The sequence below is a fragment of the Lentzea sokolovensis genome (assembly GCF_033949975.1).
Classification (GTDB): domain Bacteria; phylum Actinomycetota; class Actinomycetes; order Mycobacteriales; family Pseudonocardiaceae; genus Lentzea; species Lentzea sokolovensis.
The window spans coordinates 295491-316789 of record NZ_JAXAVU010000010.1 but is presented as its reverse complement, the minus strand read 5'-3'; the positions used below and the strand labels follow the sequence as shown (position 1 = coordinate 316789).

General features: G+C 68.9%; 18 protein-coding genes. 13 read left to right on the top strand and 5 right to left on the bottom strand.

Annotation, left to right across the window (positions count from 1 at the left end; all coding sequences use genetic code 11):
- The first annotated feature begins 57 nt into the window (after nucleotides 1–57).
- The 8 genes from SK854_RS23435 to SK854_RS23400 all read left to right on the top strand — a co-directional run bounded on the left by SK854_RS23435 (nucleotide 58) and on the right by SK854_RS23400 (nucleotide 11661).
- Nucleotides 58–213, top strand: a complete 156-nt coding sequence (locus SK854_RS23435; RefSeq protein WP_319977230.1) for a hypothetical protein — start codon at nucleotides 58–60, stop codon at nucleotides 211–213.
- Nucleotides 214–224: 11 nt separating this feature from the next.
- Nucleotides 225–3197 (top strand): helix-turn-helix transcriptional regulator, encoded by a 2973-nt coding sequence (locus tag SK854_RS23430; protein WP_319977229.1) that lies wholly within the window; start codon nucleotides 225–227, stop codon nucleotides 3195–3197.
- A gap of 119 nt (nucleotides 3198–3316) precedes the next feature.
- Nucleotides 3317–4069 carry an ABC transporter ATP-binding protein gene (locus SK854_RS23425; RefSeq protein ID WP_319977228.1) on the top strand — a complete coding sequence of 251 codons (753 nt, stop codon included), beginning with the start codon at nucleotides 3317–3319 and terminating at the stop codon, nucleotides 4067–4069.
- Nucleotides 4070–4076: 7 nt separating this feature from the next.
- A complete protein-coding gene (locus tag SK854_RS23420; protein WP_319977227.1) occupies nucleotides 4077–6593 on the top strand; it encodes an ABC transporter permease in 2517 nt (838 codons plus the stop codon).
- Nucleotides 6594–7173: 580 nt separating this feature from the next.
- Nucleotides 7174–8436, top strand: a complete 1263-nt coding sequence (locus SK854_RS23415; protein WP_319977226.1) for an ABC transporter substrate-binding protein — start codon at nucleotides 7174–7176, stop codon at nucleotides 8434–8436.
- 74 nt (nucleotides 8437–8510) lie between these two features.
- Entirely contained in the window at nucleotides 8511–9410 is a 900-nt protein-coding gene (locus tag SK854_RS23410) for a carbohydrate ABC transporter permease (protein WP_319977842.1), read from the top strand.
- 2 nt (nucleotides 9411–9412) lie between these two features.
- A complete protein-coding gene (locus tag SK854_RS23405; protein ID WP_319977225.1) occupies nucleotides 9413–10237 on the top strand; it encodes a carbohydrate ABC transporter permease in 825 nt (274 codons plus the stop codon).
- A gap of 2 nt (nucleotides 10238–10239) precedes the next feature.
- Nucleotides 10240–11661 carry a GH1 family beta-glucosidase gene (locus SK854_RS23400; RefSeq protein ID WP_319977224.1) on the top strand — a complete coding sequence of 474 codons (1422 nt, stop codon included), beginning with the start codon at nucleotides 10240–10242 and terminating at the stop codon, nucleotides 11659–11661.
- A gap of 76 nt (nucleotides 11662–11737) precedes the next feature.
- On the opposite strand, the gene SK854_RS23395 is transcribed toward SK854_RS23400, so the two are convergent.
- Nucleotides 11738–12937, bottom strand: a complete 1200-nt coding sequence (locus tag SK854_RS23395) for an esterase-like activity of phytase family protein (RefSeq protein ID WP_319977223.1) — start codon at nucleotides 12935–12937, stop codon at nucleotides 11738–11740.
- Nucleotides 12938–13009: 72 nt separating this feature from the next.
- Here SK854_RS23395 and SK854_RS23390 point away from each other — a divergent pair, with 72 nt between their 5' ends.
- From SK854_RS23390 to SK854_RS23380, 3 genes are all read left to right on the top strand, one after another.
- Nucleotides 13010–14032: a GNAT family N-acetyltransferase gene (locus SK854_RS23390; protein WP_319977222.1), complete on the top strand. Its 1023-nt coding sequence runs from the start codon at nucleotides 13010–13012 to the stop codon at nucleotides 14030–14032.
- A gap of 75 nt (nucleotides 14033–14107) precedes the next feature.
- A complete protein-coding gene (locus tag SK854_RS23385) occupies nucleotides 14108–15136 on the top strand; it encodes a LacI family DNA-binding transcriptional regulator (protein ID WP_406601810.1) in 1029 nt (342 codons plus the stop codon).
- A gap of 53 nt (nucleotides 15137–15189) precedes the next feature.
- Nucleotides 15190–15648, top strand: coding sequence for a hypothetical protein (locus SK854_RS23380; RefSeq protein WP_319977220.1), 459 nt, complete (start codon nucleotides 15190–15192; stop codon nucleotides 15646–15648).
- Between the two features lie 70 nt (nucleotides 15649–15718).
- Here SK854_RS23380 and SK854_RS23375 read toward each other — a convergent pair whose 3' ends face one another.
- Nucleotides 15719–16069, bottom strand: coding sequence for a hypothetical protein (locus SK854_RS23375; RefSeq protein ID WP_319977219.1), 351 nt, complete (start codon nucleotides 16067–16069; stop codon nucleotides 15719–15721).
- An 89-nt stretch (nucleotides 16070–16158) separates the two neighbouring features.
- On the opposite strand from SK854_RS23375, the gene SK854_RS23370 reads away from it, so the two are divergent.
- Together SK854_RS23370 and SK854_RS23365 are read left to right on the top strand one after the other, a co-directional pair.
- Nucleotides 16159–16680, top strand: a complete 522-nt coding sequence (locus tag SK854_RS23370; RefSeq protein WP_319977218.1) for a DM13 domain-containing protein — start codon at nucleotides 16159–16161, stop codon at nucleotides 16678–16680.
- A gap of 217 nt (nucleotides 16681–16897) precedes the next feature.
- The gene (locus SK854_RS23365) at nucleotides 16898–17848 is read left to right on the top strand and encodes an AraC family transcriptional regulator (RefSeq protein ID WP_319977217.1); all 951 of its coding nucleotides are present in this window, start codon (nucleotides 16898–16900) and stop codon (nucleotides 17846–17848) included.
- Nucleotide 17849: 1 nt separating this feature from the next.
- On the opposite strand, the gene SK854_RS23360 is transcribed toward SK854_RS23365, so the two are convergent.
- The 3 genes from SK854_RS23360 to SK854_RS23350 are packed head-to-tail and all read right to left on the bottom strand — an operon-like array spanning nucleotide 17850 to nucleotide 21272.
- The gene (locus SK854_RS23360; protein ID WP_319977216.1) at nucleotides 17850–17978 is read right to left on the bottom strand and encodes a hypothetical protein; all 129 of its coding nucleotides are present in this window, start codon (nucleotides 17976–17978) and stop codon (nucleotides 17850–17852) included.
- Between the two features lie 60 nt (nucleotides 17979–18038).
- Nucleotides 18039–20066, bottom strand: coding sequence for a 3-hydroxyacyl-CoA dehydrogenase NAD-binding domain-containing protein (locus SK854_RS23355; protein ID WP_319977215.1), 2028 nt, complete (start codon nucleotides 20064–20066; stop codon nucleotides 18039–18041).
- A 3-nt stretch (nucleotides 20067–20069) separates the two neighbouring features.
- A complete protein-coding gene (locus tag SK854_RS23350; RefSeq protein WP_319977214.1) occupies nucleotides 20070–21272 on the bottom strand; it encodes an acetyl-CoA C-acetyltransferase in 1203 nt (400 codons plus the stop codon).
- Nucleotides 21273–21299: the final 27 nt, after the last annotated feature.

Genomic DNA, 21299 nt, shown 5'->3' with positions numbered 1-21299 from the left:
CAGGACTGCGCGATCGCCCGATGCCTGAGGTAAGGCCTCAGGACGAACCTTCTGTCCATGACCGAATGGACCCCTGAGGCGATCAAGGCAGAAATCGACTACCGACGTGGTACCGCGGCGTGCAACTGGCAGCGCTCGAACGGCAACGGGCCGTCGTGGCTGAGCCGGGTGATCCACCGCACCTCTGGAAAACCCAGCAGCACCCGCTCATGACCTGTGACAGCATGCCTCTTGTGGCGCGCCTGGGTTCCGGAATTCCGCTGGTCGCACGCGATCGGGAACTGGACCGGTTGCGTGCCGCGCTGGCACAGGCCGGGGAGGGCACCGCGGGGGCGGTGCTGCTCGCCGGTGACGCCGGTGTGGGCAAGACGCGGCTGATAGACGAACTGGCCGCCAGCGCCGACGACACCCTCGTCCTCATGGGACGGTGCCTGGACGTCGGCGAGACCGGCCTGCCGTACCTGCCGTTCGCCGAGGCGCTGGGCAAGTTGAAGGGCGACGTGGCGAACCGGCCGGCGCTCGCGATGTTGCTGCCGCAGCTGACGTTGCCCGCCGAACGCGAACCCGGCACCGAGGGCATGATCGCGCCGAGCCTCATTCCAGGCCGCAGGCCCGAGCAGGACGTGGGACAGCTCCAGCTGTTCGACGCCGTGCTCGGGCTTCTCGGTGATCTCTCCGAACGGCAGCGCGTGCTGTTCGTGGTCGAGGACCTGCACTGGGCGGACGCGTCCACCCGGTACCTGCTGTCGTTCCTGTTGTCCCGCCTGCGTTCCCAGCGTCTGCTGGTCGTCGGCACCTACCGCGCGGACGACCTGCACCGCAGCCATCCGTTGCGCCCCTTGCTGTCCGAGCTGGTCCGGCTGCCCGCCGTCGACCGCCTGGACCTCTCGCCGTTCAACGCGGCGGATGCCCGCCGGTTCGTCGAGGCCCTGTCCGACGACCTGCCGGAGGACGTCCTCCAGCAGGTCGCGGAACGCTCCGAGGGCAACGCGTTCTTCGCGGAGGAACTCATCGCGGTGGCCACCTGTGACGACGCCAGGTCGTTGCCGTCCGCGCTCGCCGACGTGCTGCTCAGTCGGGTCGAAGGCCTTGGCCCCGAGGCACAGCACGTCGTCCGCGTCGCATCGGTCTGGGGCCGCCGGGTCCGGCACTACCGGCTGCACGAGGTCGCGGGCATGGCGGACATCGCGTTCGACACCGCCCTGCGCGAGCTGATCCAGCACCACCTGCTCGTCGTGAACGACGACGAGGTCTACGCCTTCCGTCACGCCCTGGTCCGGGAGGCGGTCTACGGCGACCTGCTGCCCGGCGAACGGGGCCGGCTGCACGCCGCCTACGCGCATCACCTGGCCCAGCGGCCGGACGAACGCGGTGGCGCGGCGGCACTGGCCCACCACGCGTTCGAGAGTCACAACCTGCCGCAGGCCCTGGAGGCCTCGATCAAGGCGTCGAAGGAGGCCGAACGCGCCGGCGCGCCCGCGGAGTCGTTGCGGTACCTGGAAAAGGCCCTCAACCTGTGGAACGCCGTCGCCGCGGCCGACCGTCCGTCCGATGTGGACGAGTCAGTGCTGCTGCGGCGTGCCTCCTGGGTCGCGGGCACGGCCGGGCAACCGGAACGCGCCGTCGCCTTCGCCCGCAGCGCCACCAAGGCCATCGGCGCCGAGCAGACCCCGGAGGAGGCCGCCGAGGTCTGGCTGCGGCTCTCGCAGGCGCTCTCGATCCTCGACGGCAACGAGGAAGAGCACTTCCTGGTCCTCGGCAAGGCGCTCGCCCTCGTGCAGGACCGCGAGCCCAGCCCCACCCGCGCCCGTGTGTTCGCGGGCAAGGCCTCTTCCCTGCGCCAGCAACGCAAGGACGCCAAGGCCAGGGAGGCCGCCGAACTCGCGATCGCGGACGGCCAGACGGCGAACGCGCCGGGTGCGGTCGCGGACGGGCTCGGCACCCTGGCGATCCTCGACGACCACGCCGGTCAGCCCGAGGGGGCGAAGGCCAGCTTCGAGCGCGCCATCCAATGCGCACGCGAGGTCGGAGCGTTCAACAACGAACTGAGGGCTTGGTACTACTACGGCCTGATGCACTACGACCGCGGCGAACTGGCCGAGGCCGCCCGCGTCTACAACCTCGCGGGCGACCGGGCCAAGGAGACCGGCCTGACGTGGAGCATGTACGGGCTGGAGATCCGCATCCTGCAGGTGCTCGTGCACTACTACATCGGCGACTGGGACTACGCGGCGTGGGCCAGCGAACCGCCCGGCATGTCCGTGTCGTCGACGGTGCTGGCCCGGCTGGCGTCGGCGAGCACGCACCTCACGGTCTCGCGCGGCGATCTCGCCGAGTCCGAGCGGATGATCACGAAGCTGCGCAGCGACTGGCACCGCGACATCCAGATCGCGCTGATCAACGGCGGTACGGGCGCGGAGCTCGCGTTGTGGCGCGGCCGTCCCGAACTGGCCGTCGAGCGCGTCACGGACGCTTTGGCGTGGGCGCGCAAGCTCGGTGGTCCGTGGATGCTCGCGGGCATCAGGATCGGCGCGATCGGCATCGCGGCGCACGCGGAGATCGCCGCGAAGGCCCGTCGCAAGCGGGACGCCGAGGCCGAGAAGAACGCGGTCGCGGCAGGACACGAACTCGCCGAGCACGTGCGGCTGACCGCGGAGAACGGCAAGCCGCGCGCCGGAGTGCTGGGCCCGGAGGGACGTGCGTGGCTGGCCCGCGGGCTCGCCGAGGAGTCCAGGCTGACCGGCGCCGGTGACCCGGAGCTGTGGCAGGCCGCCGTCGACGAGTTCGCCTACGGGGTCGTGTTCGAGCAGGCGCTGTGCCGGTGGCGACTCGCGGAGGCGTTGCTGGGCGCGGACCGCCGCGAGGAGGCGGCCGAGCAGCTGCGCCTGGCCGACGAGGTGGCGACGAGGCTCAAGGCCGTTCCGCTCGCCGAGGCCGTGGCGTCGTGCGCCAAGCGGGCCCGCATCACCCTCAGGGCTGACGAACCGGTGCGCGAGCAGGTCGACCTCTTCACCCCGCGCGAACGCGCAGTGCTCGGCCTGGTGGCCTCGGGACGGACGAACCGCGAGGTCGGCGAGGAGCTCTACATCAGCGAGAAGACCGTTTCCGTGCACCTTTCCCGGATCATGGCCAAGCTGGGCGCGTCGCGGCGCGCGGAGGCCGTGGCCATCGCGTACGACCGGGGTCTGCTGGAATAGCCCTGGTTGTCATACCTCAGGCTGACGCGCAACGCGTCGCCGAGTTGATGTCCGCGCACTCAGCTTCCTCATAGCTTCTTCCTCATCGAGGAACATCCCCTGTGAGGAAGGCAAGTCACATGTCTGCACTGGTGTCCGAGGTCGGCACCCGGACCGCCGCGGCGGCCCACAACCTGGTGAAGGTCTACGGCAAGGGTGACACCGCGGTGCGGGCGCTCGACGGCGTCAACGTGGCATTCCAGGCCGGCCGTTTCACCGCGATCATGGGCCCGTCCGGCTCCGGCAAGTCCACGCTGATGCACTGCCTCGCGGGACTGGACACGGTGGACAGCGGCGCGATCCACATCGGACAGACCGAGATCACCAAGCTGAACGACAAGGACCTGACCAAGCTGCGCCGCGACCGCGTCGGCTTCGTGTTCCAGGCCTTCAACCTGCTGCCGACGCTGACCGCCGAGCAGAACATCCTGCTGGGCCTGGAGCTCGCCGGCCGCAAGCCCGACAAGGAATGGTTCGACACGATCGTCAACGTGCTGGGCCTGCGCGACCGCCTCACGCACCGCCCGACCGAGCTGTCCGGTGGCCAGCAGCAGCGCGTGGCCTGTGCCCGTGCACTGGTCGCCCGTCCCGAGGTCATCTTCGCCGACGAGCCGACCGGCAACCTGGACTCGCGCAGCGGCGCCGAGGTCCTCGACTTCCTGCGCATGTCGGTCCGCAAGATGGGCCAGACCGTGATCATGGTGACGCACGACCCGGTGGCCGCGAGCTACGCGGACCGCGTGGTGCTGCTCGCCGACGGCCGGCTCGCGGGCGAGATCCACCAGCCCACCACCGAGTCCGTCGTCAACGCCCTCACGCACCTGGGGGCGTGAGCTACCGATGCTGAAGACGATCCTTGCGGGCCTGCGAGCCCGCACGGCGAGGCTGGTGCTGTCCAGCATCGCCATCGCGCTCGGCGTCGCGTTCGTGACGGGCACACTCGTGCTCGGCGACGCCGTCGGGGAACAGACCAGGGACAACTTCGCCCGCAGCGCCCGCAACGTCGACGCGGCCGTGCACATGGGCGAGAACAGCCCGGACCGGGAGAAGGGCATCCCGGCCGACTTCCTGCAGAAGATCCGCAACACCCCCGGCGTCGACGGCGCGGACTCGCGTGAGTTCGGCAGCGCCGCGTTGCTCAGCGGGGAGGGCAAGGCGCGCAGCGCGCTGGTGCAGCCGCTGCCGACGACGGAGAAGCTGCGCGACTTCAACCTCAAGGACGGCAAGTTCCCGGTCAAGGCCGACGAGGCCGCGATCGACACCAAGACCGCCCAGGTCGCGAAGCTGAAGGTCGGTGACAAGCTCAAGCTGCTCGACGAGGGGAACGCGGAGCACGCGTTCACCATCGTCGGCACCTACCAGCAGGGCGCCAGCAGCATCTCGATGTCCGGCAGCGATCACGTCCTGGTCTCGCCGGAGGGCCTGCGCACGGTGATTCCGGAGCAGCAGATCTACGAGATCGTCGCGGTCGCCAAGCCCGGTGTGTCGCAGCAGCAGCTCGTCGACAACATCACCAAGGCCATCGGCACCGGCTACGAGGTGCAGACCGGTGAGCAGCTGACCCAGGCCACGCTGGCGCAGGTCGGTGACGCCGCGAGCGAGATCAAGACGTTTCTGCTCGCGTTCGCCGCGATCTCGCTCGTCGTCGCGGGCATGGTCATCTACAACACCTTCACGATCCTCGTCGCCCAGCGCACGAAGGAACTCGCACTGCTGCGCTGCGTCGGCGCGAACCGCTCACAGGTGTTCCGCAGCGTGCTCGCCGAAGCGCTCTTCATGGGCCTCACGGCGTCCGTGCTCGGCCTCCTCGGCGGAGTCGGCGTCTCGGCGGGCCTGCAGGCGTTCATCAGCACCGTCGGCGGTCCCGGCGGGGAGGACGCCCCGATCCGCCTGCCGATCTCGTGGGTGACCATCGCCGCGGGCTTCGGTGTCGGCGTGGTCGTGACCGTGCTCTCGGCCGTGCTGCCCGCCCGCCGTGCCACGAAGGTCGCCCCGGTGGCCGCCCTGCGTTCGCAGCCGGACAGCTCCGACGACGTCGCCCGCACCGGCAAGCTGCGGATCGTCATCGCGACGCTGATCGCACTGGCCGGTGGCGCCGCCGTCTACTTCGGACTCCAGCAGGAGAAGGAAGAGCCGGCGATGTTCATCACCGGTGGCGCCACGATGGTGCTGCTGCTGGCGGTGCTGCTGGTCGGTCCGCTCTACGTGCCGCTGGTGAACCGCCTGTTCGGCAAGGCGCTGCGCGGCGTCCCGGCGAAGCTGGCCTCGGCCAACGCGGGCCGCAACCCCAAGCGCACGGCCGCTACGACCGCGGCGTTGATGATCGGCGTGACCATCGTCGCGATGGTGACGGTCGTGGCCGGAAGTGGCCGCGCGACCATGAACGAGCAGGTCGACAAGCGTTTCCCCGCGGACTACGCGGTCAAGTCGAACGTCTACAGCCAGCCGCTCTCGCAGAAGTTCACCGACGACCTCGCGAAGGTCAAGAACGTCGCACAGGTCGCGCCTGAGCTCAGGGCCTACGGCGAGTCGCCGAAGCTCCAGTACGCCGACGTCACCGGCTACCCGACCGACGCGATCGGTTCCCTGGTGCGCCCGGACACGGCCGCCGGCACGCTGACCGGTCTCAAGGACGGCGAGATCGCCATGCGGGAGAAGGAGGCCAAGGAAGCGGGCCTCACCGTCGGCTCCACCGTTCCGATCAGCGGCAAGGACTTCAAGGTCGTCGCGCTGATCAAGGACAACAGCTACGGCACCGGCATCGTGACGCTCGCCTCGGCCCAGTCGCTGCTCAAGGAGCCCGCCAAGGGCTACCAGAACGTGCTGGTCAAGCTCGCGCCGGGCACGGACATCACGCAGGCACGCGCCGACCTGGAGCGGTTCATCGCGACCTCGCCGGTGGCGGTGCTGAACTCCGCCGCCGAGACCAAGGCGGAGCTGAACGGCCAGATCGACCAGATCCTGATGTTCATCTGGGCCCTCGTCGGCCTCGCCCTGATCATCGCCCTGTTCGGCATCGCGAACACGCTGACGCTCTCGGTGCTGGAACGGACCCGCGAGTCCGCCCTGCTGCGGGCACTGGGCCTGACCAGGGGCCAGCTGCGGCAGATGCTGGTGGTCGAATCGATCCTGATGGCGCTGATCGGCGCGGTCGTCGGCGTGCTCCTCGGCGCCGGGTTCGGGTGGCTGCTGGTCGAGGCGATCTCCAACTCGGAGTTCAAGATCAGCTTCTCGATCCCGTTCGGCCAGATCGGCATCATGCTCGGCCTGGCGGTGGTCGCGGCGATCATCGCGGCAGCCCTGCCCGCTCGGCGGGCCGCGCGGAACTCCGTGGTCGCGGGCATGGCGGAGGCGTAGGACACCCCGCCTGGCCTCGCTGTCGGGGGCCACGGCCAGGTGGGTTCGGGAGTGCGGAACAGGGGCCGCACGACCGGGGGATCGGTGGAGGTCCGGTGCTGTCGGGGCACCGGGCCTCCGCTGCGTTCACGGCTTGGCCGCTCTCGCTCGGTGCCACCCGGCGCTCGCCCTCGCAAGACGACGGCCCGCACGCAACCAGACCCACGAACGCCCCGGCCCGCAAGCCACTCAAATACATGTTCACCTGCATGAACAACCCACGCCGATACCCGCCTGGCAGCACCTGAACCACGAGTTCGGAAAAAATCTTGGACGGCACGCGTCACTTTTGGCCTGCAACCCCCTCTACCTGGGGTGAGGGACGACCGGAGCGAGGGCCCGGTCGTCCCTCTTCGTCGTTCTCAGGGGCCCGATGGCCGCCCCATCCGAGACGCTCGGCGTTTCGGTCCAGGTTTTTGTTGCCTGCCACGACAAAGTTACGGAACGATGTCGACCGCTTGACACCCGCGCCTCTCCGGTTGAGTGTGAGAGCGCTCTCATCACAGTTAAGCGCCGCTCACGGCGTCGTCGAGGAGGACGGATGAGCACAAGACTGGTCGGCAGCGTCGCTGCGACCCTCGCGATGGTTCTGGTCGCAGGATGCGGCGGGAGTTCCGGGGCCGACGGCAAGATCGAGCTGTCGCTGGGTCTGTTCTCCGACTTCGGGTACGACAAGCTCATCGAGGAGTACATGGCCTCGCACTCGAACGTCAAGATCGAGCAGCGCAAGGTCAAGATGGAGCAGCACAACACGCAGCTCGCGACTCAGCTCGCGGGTGGCCGTGGTGCCGCGGACATCGTTGCCCTCGAGGAGGGCGTGGTCTCGCAGTTCCGCGCCTCCAAGGACAAGTTCGTGAACCTGGCGGAGTACGGGGCCAAGGATCTGAAGGACCAGTGGGCCGGGTGGAAGTGGAACCAGGGCACGGCCGACGGCGGTGAGTTCGTGCTGGGGCTGGGCACGGACATGGGCAGCCTGGGGCTCTGCTACCGCAGCGACCTGTTCGCGGCGGCCGGTCTGCCCACCGACAGGGCCGAGGTCGCCAAGTTGTGGCCGACCTGGGCCGACTACGCGAAGGCCGCGGACACGTTCACGGCCAAGACGCCGAACGTGAAGTTCGTCGACACCGGCCGCAACGTCTACAAGGCGATTCTCGACCAGACCGAGGAGGGCTACTTCGCGAAGGACGACTCGTACATCGCGGAGAAGAACGACAAGGTCAAGACGGCGTTCGACACGGCGGCGGCGCTCGGCACCAAGCAGCAGACCGGTGCCCTGGAGCCGTTCAGCCAGGACTGGAACGTCGCGCTGAAGCAGGGTTCGTTCGCCACCACCACCTGCCCGGCCTGGGCGCTCGCGCTGATCAAGGCGGGTGCCGGCGACGCGGCTGCCGGGAAGTGGGACGTGACGACGGCGCCCGGCGGTGGCGGCAACTGGGGTGGCTCGTTCCTCGCCATCCCGAAGCAGGGCAAGCATCCCAAGGAGGCCTACGAGCTGGCCAAGTGGCTGACGGCCCCCGAGCAGCAGAAGCGGATCTTCAAGGAGACCGGCAACCTGCCGAGCCAGCCGAAGGTCTACCAGGACGCCGAGGTGCAGGCCACGGTCAACGACTACTTCAACAAGGCGCCGGTGGGTCAGATCTTCGCGACCTCCGCCGAGTCGTTGAAGCCGACCTACCGCGGCACGAAGGACTCGAAGGTCGGACCGGTGTTCGGCACCGCGCTGACCCGCGTCGAGCAGGGCAAGCAGTCGGCTGCTGACGCCTGGACGCAGGCGCTCAAGGAAGCGACGGACGCCGCCAAGTGACGGTGACGCGTCAAGAGACCGAGACGGCCCCGGCCGTCTCGGTTTCGCCTTCCAAGGAGCCGAAGCGGTTCCAGCTGAGCCACTGGGACGCCAGGTACACGCCGTACCTGATCATCGCGCCGTTCTTCCTGGTGTTCGGGATCTTCGGGCTCTACCCGCTGATCTACACGGCGTGGGTGTCGCTGCACGACTGGCAGCTGATCGACGGCAATCAGGGATTCGTCGGTCTCGCCAACTACGTCGAGCTGTTCGGCGACACCAAGTTCTGGAACGCGCTGTTCAACACGCTGAGCCTGTTCGTGCTCTCGACGGTGCCGCAGCTGCTGGCCGCGCTGGGGCTGGCCGCGCTGCTGGACCGGGGTCTGCGCGGCAGTGCGTTCTGGCGGGCCGGCGTGCTGCTGCCCAACGTCATCTCGGTCGCCGCGGTGGCGCTGGTGTTCGCGCAGTTCTTCGGCCGCGACTTCGGCATCGTGAACTTCCTGCTGGGCTTCGTCGGCATCGACCCGATCGACTGGCGTGCCGAGACGTGGGCCTCGCACCTCGCGGTGTCCACAATGGTCATGTGGCGCTGGACCGGCTACAACGCGCTGCTGTACCTGGCGGCGATGCAGTCGGTGCCCAAGGACATGTACGAGTCGGCCACTTTGGACGGTGCCGGTCGCTGGCGGATGTTCTGGTCGATCACCGTGCCGTCGATCAAGCCGACGATCCTGTTCACCGTCGTCACCTCGACGATCGGCGGTCTGCAGCTGTTCGCCGAGCCCGCGCTGTTCGACCCCGGGTTCGCCGCGAACAACTCGACCGGCGGCTCCGACCGGCAGTTCCAGACGCTGGTGCTCTACATGTACGAGAAGGGCTTCCGGTTGTTCGACGCCGGCTACGCGGCCACCGTCGCGTGGATGTTGTTCCTGGTCGTCCTCGTGGTCGCGGTCATCAACTTCACGCTGACCCGGCGCATCGCGGGCAAGGAGTGACCATGAAGAACGCCAAGGCAGGTCCACTGCTCTACGGGTTCCTGGTCGCCGTGCTGGCGGCCTCGATCTTCCCGCTGTACTACTCGTTCATCGTCGCGTCGAAGGACAACTCCGTCCTCGGCGAGAAGGTCCCGCCGCTGATCCCCGGCGGCAACCTGGTCGAGAACATCACCCGCGTCTTCGACACCGTCGACTTCTGGCTCGCCATGCAGAACTCGTTCATCGTCGCGGCGAGCGTGGCGATCTCGAACGTCGTGCTGGGCACGCTGGCCGGGTTCGCGTTCTCGCGGCTGCGGTTCAAGGGCCGTGACTCGCTGTTCCTCGTCGTGCTCGGCACCGCGATGGTGCCGACGCAGCTCGGCGTGATCCCGCTGTACATGCTGATGTCCGACCTCGACTGGTACGGGACGCTGCAGGCGGTCATCGTGCCGGTGCTGATCGGGTCGTTCGCCGTGTTCTGGATGCGTCAGGCGTGCGAGGAGACCGTGCCGTACGAGCTGATCGAGGCCGCACGCATGGACGGCTGCTCGGTGCTGCGGACGTTCTGGCACGTAGGGTTCCCGGCGGTGCGGCCACAGGCGGCGGTGCTGGGCATGTTCACGTTCATGACGGCGTGGAACGACTTCTTCTGGCCGTTGATCGTGCTCGACCCCAACGACAGCCCGACGGTGCAGGTCGCATTGTCGACGCTGGCCAGCGGGTACTACACCGACTACTCGTTGATGCTCGCCGGCGCCTCCATCGCGGTGCTGCCGGTGATCGCGATCTTCGTCCTGCTGTCGCGCCAGATCGTCGGCGGAATCATGCAGGGCGCGGTGAAGGGATGAGAATGACGACCGACTCGGACGTCGAGGTCGGGCAGGAGGTGCTGACCTTCCCGCCGGACTTCCTCTGGGGAGCGGCGACCGCGGCGTTCCAGATCGAAGGCGCGACCACCGCGGACGGTCGCGGCGCCTCGATCTGGGACACGTTCGCCGCGACGCCCGGCAAGGTGCTGGCCGGCGACACGGGAGACCCGGCCTGCGATCACTACCACCGCTATCAGTCCGATGTGGACCTGATGGAGTCCCTCGGGCTCGCCTCGTACCGGTTCTCCGTGGCGTGGCCGCGGATCCAGCCCAGCGGCAGCGGCCAGGTCGAGGAGCGCGGGCTCGCGTTCTACGACCGGCTGGTGGACTCGTTGCTGGAGAAGAACATCCAGCCGCTGGCGACGCTGTACCACTGGGACCTGCCGCAGGTCCTGGAGGACTTCGGCGGCTGGCGCAACCGCGACACCGCCTACCGCTTCGCCGAGTACGCGGCCATCGTGCACGAACGGCTCGGCGACCGCGTGCAGGCCTGGACGACGCTGAACGAGCCGTGGGTCTCGGCGTTCCTGGGCTACGGCAACGGAATCCACGCGCCGGGCATCACCGACGCGACGGCGTCCCTGGAAGCGGCGCACCACCTGCTGCTGGCCCACGGGCTCGCCACGCAGGCGTTGCGCGCGCAGGCACCCGACTCGCACCGGCTCTCGATCGTGCTGAACTTCAGCACCATCTGGGGCGACAGCGACTCGGAGGCGTCGAAGGAGGCCGTGCGCAAGGTCGACGGCCTGCAGAACCGCATCCTGCTCGACCCGGTCCTCGGCCGCGGCTACCCGCTCGACGTCCTGCAGGACACGTCGTGGCTGGGCGACTGGACGAACGTGGTGCGCGACGGGGACATGGAGACCATCGCGACCCCGATCGACTGGATCGGCGTGAACTACTACAACCCCACCCGCGTCGCGCCCGCCGACCCCGACTTCGTGCCGGCCGGTCCACACGCGGGGCTGCGCGGCGTGGCGTTGCAGCCGCCGCAGGGCGAGCTCACGGGGTTCGGGTGGGAGCAGAACGCCGACGCGTTCACCGAACTGCTGGTGCGCCTGTCCCGTGACGCGGGCGGGGTGCCGCTGGTGGTCACGGAGAACGGGTCCGCGTTCCCGGACGTCGTCGACCCCGCGGGCCGGGTGCACGATGTGCAGCGGAAGAAGTACCTGGTGGACCACGTTCGCGCGGTGCACAGGGCGATCTCCGAAGGCGCCGACATCCGCGGCTACCTCGCGTGGTCGCTGCTCGACAACTTCGAGTGGGCGGCCGGATATTCGCAGCGGTTCGGGATCGTGCACGTCGACTTCGAGACGCAGCAGCGGACCGTGAAGGAGAGCGCGGCCGCGTTGTCCCGGATCATCGGGCAGAACGGGCTTCCCGCGCACGGCTACACCGTTTAGCCGACAGGACGGGCCGAGGGGGCTCAGCGCTCTCACCTGCGGATACTTGTGTCCACAGGTGAGAGCGCTCTCTCGTTTAGCGCCTGCGCAGGACCCTGGGATCCGCGTGCAGGTTCTCGGCGAGCCTGATGGTGATGAACTCGTTGTCGTCCGGCTTGCCCGGCGTGCGGCCCGACGACGACGGGAAGTTGTTGTCGTTGAGCACCGCGATCGTGCGGTCGTCGAGGATCGTGACGTCCTCGATCGTGACGAACGGGAACTTGAACGGGTCCGCCTGCCCGCCGACGTGCTTCGGGTTGGCGAGGTTCAACAGGTCGGCGACCACCGTCTTGTCGAGCTTGCCGTCCTTGTTCTTGTCACGCTTGTCGGCGAGGTAGACGCGCTTGACGATCGCGTCGGCGCCCTGCGCGCTGTCCCGCTCGATGATCAGCAGCCGGTTGCCGTCGACCGCGATGGCGTCGCCGATGGCGAAGTTCGGGTCCTCCAGCTGGTACTTCCACGTCGTGCCGGTGAACGAGCCGGACGCGATGTCGAACTCGTTGAGGCGCAGCGTGCCCGGCGTGTCACCGGCGACGGTGCCCTCCAGCAGTGCGTTGATCTTCTTGCCGTCCGGGGAGAGCGTGATGCCCTCGAAGCCCTTGCTGCCGCCCAGGTTCGGGTTGCCGGCCGGGTTCTCCGGAGCCCGCACTCCCGGCAGCGCCGCAGGCGGGGCGAGCAGACGGCCCGCGCGGTCGAAGTGCAGCAGGTACGGGCCGAACTCGTCGCCCATCCAGTAGCTGCCGTCCGCGCCTCGGGTGACCGACTCGATGTCGATGTCGGCGCCGGTGATCACCCGGTCCTGCCTGGTCAGGGGGAACGGGATGTGGCCGTTCGGGTCGGTCAGCGTGATGCCGCCGAGCACGTCGACGCGGCCGGTCCTGAAGTCCGGTGCGATGCGGTGGACGCGCAGCAGGAAGTCCGCGCTGTTGGCCTTCGTGCCGTAGCCGTTGTCGGAGATGGCGTCGAACGTGCCGTCGCTGTTGCGGACGAGGCCGCTGAAGCCCTGGACCGGCTGGTCCGCGAAGGGCGGCGTGACCCCGTTGATCGGGGCCGTTCCCAGTGCCGCGCCGCTCGGTTCGCTGCCGGGCAGGAAGGTCAGTGCCGGGAGGAAGGCGAAGTTCGTCAGCGTGGCCTGCCGGGGAGGCTTCTGGCCGGCCGTGGCGGGAGCGGCGCTGGTGGGCGTGGCCAGTGCCGTGACGGTGAGCAAAGTGAGGCCTACGGCCAGTGTTCTCCTCATGCGGCGACCCTATGAGAATCGTTTTACCCGTGGTTCGCCTCGCGGCAACAACTTCCATGAACTCTTGACGTCATGACGACGACCTGGCGCCTGCGCTTCGAACTCAGCGACAGCCCCGGCGCGCTCGCGCGCGTCACCGTCCGGCTGGCCGCCGCCGACTGCAACGTCCTCGCGCTGCACGTGATCCCCGTTCCCGGCGGCGTGCTGGACGAGATCGTCGTGCGGGCAGCGGTCGGTGTGCTCCCCGCGGACCTCGTCGAGGCCGTGCGCAGCGAGGGCGCCAAGTGCGTCGGGATCACCCGGGCCGACATCCGCGATCTCGTGGACGAACCGACGGCCGTGCTGCGTGCGGCCCGGATGGCGCTGACCGACCCGGACCAGACCGGGGAGGCGCTCCGTCAGGTGCTGGCCGCCGACTCCGTCACGGTGGGCGAGGCTGGCGACGGCCAGGTCCAGTTGGGAGAGTGGGCGGCCCGGCGCGGCTGGGCCCGGTTCACCCAGGTCGAACTCACCCGCGCCCAGGCGTTGCTCGACCTGGTGGACGCGCCGGCGCCGTCGATGCGAGCACTGCTCACCGATGACGGCGCGGCACTGGTCCTGCGCCCCGGTTCCGCCGCCGACGAGGACGCCGTCGCCGGCCTGCACGCCCGCAGTTCGATGAGGACGATGTTCAACCGCTACCACTCCGGCATGCGCACCGTGCCCCGCCGCTGGCTGCACCGCCTGCTCAGCCCGCCCCGCGGCACCACGATCGTCGGCCAGTGCGGTGATCAGGTCGTGGCGCTCGGTCAGCTCATCCACACCGGCACACCGGACTGCGCCGAGGTCTCGCTGTTGGTCGAGGACGCCTGGCAACGCCGGGGAGTGGGCGCGGCCCTGCTCGACGCGCTGGCGGCGGACGCCCGTGCCGCCGGATTCTCGGAGCTCGTGGCGTGGTGCCTGCCCTCGGAGACCGCTCTCGTCCGGACCGCCGCCCGCGCCGGTCTCGCCGCCACGACACGCCGGGAGGACGGTCTGCTGAGGGTGTCGATCACGCCACGCGAGCGTGCTCTGAAGACGCCGATCACGACGGACGTCGCCGAAAAAACACGATGAACAGCGCGGAGACCCTCCTCGGAGATCGCTTGGGGCTAAGCTGCTTAGCGACTCAAAGGTTTTCATCGAGGAGTGGTGGTGCTCGTGTCCAACCACGCGCGTCCGACGTTGGAAGACGTTGCCGCGAGGGCAGGGGTTTCCCGCGCCACGGCGTCACGAGTGCTGAACGCGTCGCCGCGGGTCAGCCCGGAAGCGCTGGAGGCGGTCAACGCGGCCGTGTCGGCACTGGGCTACCAGCCGAACCGCGCCGCGAGGGCGTTGGTCACCCGCCGCACCGGCGCCGTGGCCGTGCTGTTCTCCGAGCCCGAGCCCAAGATCTTCGATGACCCGCACTTCGCCCGCCTGATCCGTGCGGGCGCGAAGGCGCTGGCGGACGTCGACGTGCAGATGGTGCTGATGCTGGTGCACTCGCCGGACGATCAGGCCCGTGCGCACCGGTTCCTGGCCGGCGGCCACGTCGACGGCGCCCTGGTGTTCGCACCGCACCGCAACGACGAGGTCGTCTCCGTCGTGAAGAAGCTGCCGCTGCCGGTGGTGTACGCCGGCAAGCCCTGGGGGTCGTTGCGGGGGATGCACCTCGTGGACAACGACAACGAGGGCGGCGCCGTTCTCGCCACCGAGCACCTGAAGTCGCTGGGGCGCAAGAAGATCGTCCACGTCTCCGGGCCGTTGGACGAGCTGTCCGCCATAGATCGGCTGAACGGGTTCAAGTCCGCCATGTCGCTGGACGACAAGGGGATCGCCCGGCTCACCGAGGACGGCGGGTTCACCCGCGAGGGCGGGCGGAAGGCCATGTCCTCGTTGCTGGCCAGGGTTCCCGCGCTGGACGCCGTGTTCGTGGCCTCCGACCTCATGGCCGCGGGTGCGCTGGAGTCGTTGCACGAGGCCGGGAAGCGCGTTCCCGAAGACGTCGCCGTCGTCGGGTTCGACGATCACGTGGCCATCGCCGAGCACACCTCGCCGCCGCTGACCTCGGTGCGGCAGGACTCGGACGAGCAGGTCAAGCACATGGTCGAGCACCTGATGAAGCTGCTCAGGGACGAGACCGTGAAGCGCAAGCAGCAGATGCTGCCCACCGTGCTGGTGCGGCGCGAGTCCGCCTGAAGGTCCTGACTCCCCGTCGCGCACACCCGTGCGCGACGGAGTGCTGGGATCAGTTGCCCAGGTTCTTGCAGGTGGGCGGCGGCAGCGGGTTCAGCGGGCTGCACGGCCAGCCGGACGAGGACGGTGGTGCCGTCGTCGTCTGCGCCGGTGCGGGCGGGGCCTCGGCCGGGTTCGTCGCAGCCGGGGGCGGGGTGGTCTTCTTCGGCGTCTGCTGGGTGCTCGGGGTCGAGCTGCTCGGGCTCGATGACGCGCTGCTGCTGTTCGCGGCCGAGCTCTCCGTCGAGCTCGGCGCGGTGCCGGGGGTGGACGAGATCCAGGTGGACGCGGGCGGTCTGCCCGGCGGTTCTTCGCCTGCCGCCCCGTGGATCGCCATGCCTACCAGCACGCCGAGCAACGCTGACCCGAGCACAGCGGAACCACCTGCGGCCCACAGTGCGCGCACAGCAGTCCTCCTCGTCAATGCTCACGGTGTGAAGTCGGGCGATCACGCTCTTCGGCAGATTACCGGGTAGCCCGGTCGCAGGAGAACGCTCGCCTGGATGCCTTATCGGCTCCTTGACGGCCCCGGTTGAGTGATCGCCGTCACTGATCCGTTATCCGGGCGAGCACCAAACTGGCCCCGGCAAGCCCTGCCACCAGCACGGTTCCGGTCAGATGCCACGTCGGAGCGTCACCCGAGCAGGTGAACACCTCGGTGAAGCGTTCCGAGGAGCAGGTGACGAACGGGACCGAGGAGAGGGCGATCGAGGAGGCCGCCACCCCGCCCAGCAGCGCCGAGCCGAACGTGCGCATCAGCGGGAACGCGGCGTTGGCCGTGCCCACCGCCGCGATGGCGAAGAGGAGCGGCACGGGTCTCGGGAACAGGCCCGTCAGCGCGCAGCCGACCATCAGGACGCCGAGCACGGCCTGGCCGATCCTCGCCTGTGTCGCCACGGCTAGGGACCCTAACAACTCCGTAAGCTCTTTTCGGTCCGGTTTGGGCCAGTATTTTCGGTATGCGTCATCGCCGATTCCTGATCCCCGTGTCAGTTTTGCTCGTCGTCGCGCTCGGGGTCGGGCTGTACCTGTTCCAGCCGTGGAGGCTGCTCACGGTTCGCGAAACGCACGACGCGTTGCTCGTGCCCCCCGCGCCGACTTCCACGTCCGTCTCGGCGCCGGTCTCCACGTCGGTCTCCGCGTCCGTCCCGGTGCCCGCGGAAACGGCGAAAGAGGTCGCGACGGGACAGTGGCGTTCTCTTGAGCACGCGACCACCGGCAAGGCCAGCCTCATCAAACTGCCGGGAGGCGGGCATTCGGTCCAGTTCGCCGCGCTGGACACGAGCGATGGTCCTGACCTGTACGTTTACCTGTCGCCGCACGCGTCGAACTCGTCGGAGAAGACGTTCGGGCAGGGATTCACGAGCCTCGGCAAGCTGAAGGGGAATCGTGGCGACCAGGTGTACGAAATTCCTTCCGGCGTGGATGTTTCCGGCATTCGGAGTGTCGTGATCTGGTGCCAGCGGTTCAGTGCGGGCTTCGCTGTAGCGCCACTGGAACAAGCCTGAAACATCGGCCTCCTGGCTGCTCTCTTCGCACTATTGACTTTCGTGGTCTAGACCACATAGCGTTAACGTCAACGGACACAACATCGTCCCTTGCCGATGGGCGTGCGGAAGCCCCGTTGGCAAGGAGCACGGCTCACTGGGTGGGCCCACTGCGGCGGTGACGCGACTCCTGCTCTCCCCGGAGCCGCGTCACCGCCGGTGGCGTTTACTGTGGGTCGTGCACACCAGGACCGTGGCGATCCACTACGTGCGTGCGGCGCTCCGCGCGTGCCAGGAGCCGTCTGTCGTCCTGCACGGCGCGGGCATCCCCTCAAGCCTTCTCGCGGACGACCGTGCGCGCGTGACTCCCGCTCAGTACACGAAGTTCATCCAGACGCTCTGGGAAGTTCTCGACGACGAGTTCATGGGCTTCGGGCCACGGCCGTCGAAGCGCGGCACGTTCGCCATGATGTGCCTGCTCGCCGTGCACTGCCCGGACCTCGAATCTGCCCTCAAACGCGGGCTCGCCTTCTACGCGCTCTTCGACGACCCGCTGGAGCTGTCGCTCGACGACGGCCGCTTCACGCTCCACATCCCCGGCGACCCCGACCACTTCCTCACCGAGTCGCTTCTCGTGCTGTGGCACCGGTTCTCGTCCTGGCTCATCGGCCGCCGCATCCCGTTGCAGAGTGCCGAGTTCGGTTACCCGGAGCCCGCGCACGCCGCCGAGTACCACCTGATCTTCGGCTGCCCGCTGCGGTTCGACGCGGGCGCGACCACGATCGCGTTCGACCCGAAGTTCCTGCGCATGCCGGTCGTGCAGGACGAGGCGGCGCTGAAGCGGTTCCTGCGGCACTCGCCGGCGGAGTTGTTGTCGCGCCGGGACCACGGCGCGGACACGGCGGGGCACGTGCGGCGGCTGCTCGGGCGCGGTGTGTCCGGGCTGGAGGCCGTGGCGGCGCAGCTCGGGGTGTCGGCACCGACGTTGCGCAGGAGGCTGGCGGGCGAGGGGACGTCGTTCCGCGAGGTGCGCGAGCAGTTGCTGCGCGACCAGGCGGTGGCGTCGCTGGTGCGGGGCGGGGAGTCGGTGGAGGAACTGGCGCTGCGCCTCGGGTTCTCCGAGGCGAGCGCCTTCCACCGGGCCTTCAAACGCTGGACCGGCTCGTCGCCGGGCTCCTACCGGGCCTGACTCACCAGTCCCAGGCGTCGCCGGCGGCGACCGTGTCGGTGGCCGGCAGGTACGAGTCGATCGCGGCCGGACCCGCCAGCGCCAGCATCGCGGCCGCGGCGGACACCATCGCGACGAAGAATTTTCTCATGTGAAAGAGAATGCGGCCGCCACGAGGACGGCCGCAAGCACTCCAAAACGTCCCAAAAGGTCAGAACCTGTCGCGCTCCCGCAGCGAGGCCGGCGGCCGGAACCGCTCCCCGTACGTGTCGGCGAGGTAGTCCGCGCGCTCCACGAACGCCTGCACGCCGTAGGAGTTGATGAACTGCAGCGTGCCACCGCTCCACGGTGCGAAGCCGAACCCGAAGATCGAGCCGATGTTCGCGTCCGCCACGGACGTCAGCACGCCCTCGTCCAGGCACCGCACGGTCTCCAGCGACTGCACGAACAGCAGCCGGTCGCGCACGTCCTGCTCGGACACCCCGGCGTCGGCCTTCGCGTACCGCGTGGTGAGCTCGGGCCAGAGGAACTTCTTGCCGCCCTCGGGGTACTCGTAGAAGCCCGCGCCCGTCGACTTTCCGCTGCGCCCCAAGGACACCAGCTCGCGGATGAGGTCGTACGCCGGGCTCTCCGACACCAGCGACGGGTCGTCGGCGACGGTCTGGTCGTGGATCTTCAGCTGCAACGACAGCGTCACCTCGTCCGACACCGCCAGCGGGCCGACCGCCATGCCGGACTTCTTCGCCACGTTCTCGATCAACGCCGGCGCCACGCCCTCGGCCAGCATCGAGATCGCCTCGATCACGTACGTGCCGAACGTCCGCGAGGTGTAGAAACCGCGCGAGTCGTTGACCACGATCGGCGTCTTCCCGATCTGCCGCACGTAGTCCAGCGCGCGCTGGAGCGTCTCCTCGGACGTCTTCTCGCCGCGGATGATCTCCACCAGCCGCATCTTCGGCACCGGGGAGAAGAAGTGCAGGCCGATGAACCGCTCCGGCGCCGTCACCGCCGACGCGAGGCCGGTGATCGGCAGCGTCGAGGTGTTGGACGCGATCACCGCGTCCGGCAACGCCTTCGCCTCCGCCGCGGGCAGGACCTTGTTCTTCAGCTCGCGGTTCTCGAACACGGCCTCGATGATCAGGTCGCAGCCCGCGAGGTCGTCGTCGGAGTCGGTCGGCGTGATGCCTTCCAGGCCCTGAGCGCCCTTCTGGGCACCTTCGAGGCTGACGTCCTTCAGGACTACCTCGATGCCGGCCTTCGCGGACACCTCGGCGATTCCGGCGCCCATCATGCCCGCACCCAGCACGCCCAGCTTGGCCACGCGCTGTCCCGTCGCGGACGCGCGGCCGTTGACCTCGTTGAGGTTGAACCAGAACGCCGTGATCATGTTCTTGGAGACCTGACCGGAGGCCAGTTCCACGAAGTAGCGGCCCTCGATCTGGAGCGCCGTGTCGAAGTCGACGTAGGCGCCCTCGACGGCCGTCGCCATGATCTTCTCCGGCGCCGGGTACACGCCGTGCGACTTCTTGCTCAGCACGGCGGGAGCCGCGGCGAGAAGGCCGTAACTGTTGGGGTCGCCGAACTTCAGGTCCGGCACGCCCGCGCCCTGCACGTCCCACGGCTGTGTCGGCGCCGGGTTCGCCAGGATCCACGCGCGTGCTTCGGAGATCAGTTCCTCGCGCGTGTCCACGACCTGGTGCACGATTCCGGCCTGCAGCGCGCGTTCCGGCCGCAGCTGCTTGCCCTCCATGAGCAACGGCAACGCCTTCTGCACGCCCAGCAGGCGCACCATGCGCGTGACGCCACCGCCGCCGGGCAGCAGACCGAGCGTGGCCTCCGGCAGGCCGACGCGGATGCTGTTGTCGTTCAGGACGATCCGGCGGTGCGAGGCGAGAGCGATCTCGAACCCGCCGCCGAGCGCGGTCCCGTTGATCGCCGCCACGACCGGCTTGCCGAGCTTCTCCAGCCGGCGCAACTGGGACTTGAGCTCCTCGACGCCTTCCAACGCCTGCGAGGCGTTCTCCGGCGTGATCGCGATCAGCACGTTGAGGTCGCCGCCCGCGAAGAACGTCTTCTTGGCGGACGTGATGATCACACCGGTGATCTCGTCACCTTCGAGCTTCGAGACGGCGTCGCCCATCAGCTCGCGGTACTCGTCGTTCATCACGTTGGCGGAGCCGGACATGTCCATCGTCAGGGTGACGATGCCGTCCTCGCCCTTGTCGTAGTGGAACGGCATGCCTCAGACCCTCTCGATGATCGTCGCGATACCCATGCCGCCGCCCACGCACAACGTGGCGAGGCCGCGGCGCAGGTCCCGGCGCTCCAGCTCGTCCAGCAGCGTGCCCAGGATCATGCAGCCGGTGGCGCCCAGCGGGTGGCCCAGCGCGATCGCGCCGCCGTTGACGTTGACCTTGTCCTCGGGGATGTCCATGTCCCGCAGGAACTTCAGCACGACCGACGAGAACGCCTCGTTGACCTCGAACAGGTCGATGTCCTCGACCGAGAGCCCCGCCTTGTCCAGCGCCTTGCGCGCGGACGGTGCCGGTCCGGTGAGCATGATCGTCGGCTCGGTGCCCACCACGGCGACCGAGACGATCCGGGCGCGCGGGGTCAGTCCGAGAGCCTTGCCCGTCGCCGCCGATCCGATCAGCATCGCCGCGGCGCCGTCGACGATCTGCGACGAGTTGCCGGGCGTGTGCACGTGGCTGATGCGTTCGACGGTGGGGTAGCGGTCGATCGCGACGGTGTCGTAGCCGAGGTCGCCGTGGAACTGGAAGCTGGGCTTGAGCCTGCCGAGTGACTCCACGGTGGACTCGGGACGGATCGTCTCGTCCTCCTTGAGCACCACCGTGCCGTTCTGGTCGACGACCGGTACCACGGACCGCTCGAACCGGCCGTCCTTCTGCGCCTCGAACGCGCGGGCGTGCGACCGGGCGGCCCACGCGTCGACGTCCGTGCGGGAGAAGCCCTCCAGCGTCGCGATCAGGTCGGCCGAGACGCCCTGCGGCACGAACGACAGGTCGAAGTTCGTCGCGGGGTCGATCGCCCACGCGCCGCCGTCCGAGCCCATCGGCACGCGCGACATCGACTCGACGCCACCCGCCACCACCAGGTCCTCGAACCCGGACGCGACCTTGGCCGCGGCGAGGTTCACCGACTCGAGGCCCGACGCGCAGAACCGGTTGAGCTGCACCCCGGCCGGGCGCTGGTCCCATCCGGCGGCCAGCACGGCGGTGCGGGCGATGTCGCCGCCCTGCTCACCGAGCGGAGACACCACGCCGAACACGACGTCGTCCACGGCGGAGGTGTCGAGAGAGTTGCGTTCGGACAGCGCGCGCAGCACACCGGCGGCCAGATCGACGGGCTTCACGCTGTGCAGCGATCCGCGCTTCCCCTTGCCGCGCGGCGTGCGCACCGCGTCGAAGATCAAGGCTTCGCTCATGACACCACGCTAAGCCCGCGCGTGAGA

Bases quoted from the DNA above. Each gene is read 5' to 3' on its own strand.
- SK854_RS23435 (WP_319977230.1), top strand. From the start codon at position 58: ATGACCGAATGGACCCCTGAGGCGATCAAGGCAGAAATCGACTACCGA.
- SK854_RS23430 (WP_319977229.1), top strand. From the start codon at position 225: ATGCCTCTTGTGGCGCGCCTGGGTTCCGGAATTCCGCTGGTCGCACGC.
- SK854_RS23425 (WP_319977228.1), top strand. From the start codon at position 3,317: ATGTCTGCACTGGTGTCCGAGGTCGGCACCCGGACCGCCGCGGCGGCC.
- SK854_RS23420 (WP_319977227.1), top strand. From the start codon at position 4,077: ATGCTGAAGACGATCCTTGCGGGCCTGCGAGCCCGCACGGCGAGGCTG.
- SK854_RS23415 (WP_319977226.1), top strand. From the start codon at position 7,174: ATGAGCACAAGACTGGTCGGCAGCGTCGCTGCGACCCTCGCGATGGTT.
- SK854_RS23405 (WP_319977225.1), top strand. From the start codon at position 9,413: ATGAAGAACGCCAAGGCAGGTCCACTGCTCTACGGGTTCCTGGTCGCC.
- SK854_RS23400 (WP_319977224.1), top strand. From the start codon at position 10,240: ATGACGACCGACTCGGACGTCGAGGTCGGGCAGGAGGTGCTGACCTTC.
- SK854_RS23395 (WP_319977223.1), bottom strand. From the start codon at position 12,937: ATGAGGAGAACACTGGCCGTAGGCCTCACTTTGCTCACCGTCACGGCA.
- SK854_RS23390 (WP_319977222.1), top strand. From the start codon at position 13,010: ATGACGACGACCTGGCGCCTGCGCTTCGAACTCAGCGACAGCCCCGGC.
- SK854_RS23360 (WP_319977216.1), bottom strand. From the start codon at position 17,978: ATGAGAAAATTCTTCGTCGCGATGGTGTCCGCCGCGGCCGCGATGCTG.
- SK854_RS23355 (WP_319977215.1), bottom strand. From the start codon at position 20,066: ATGCCGTTCCACTACGACAAGGGCGAGGACGGCATCGTCACCCTGACG.
- SK854_RS23350 (WP_319977214.1), bottom strand. From the start codon at position 21,272: ATGAGCGAAGCCTTGATCTTCGACGCGGTGCGCACGCCGCGCGGCAAG.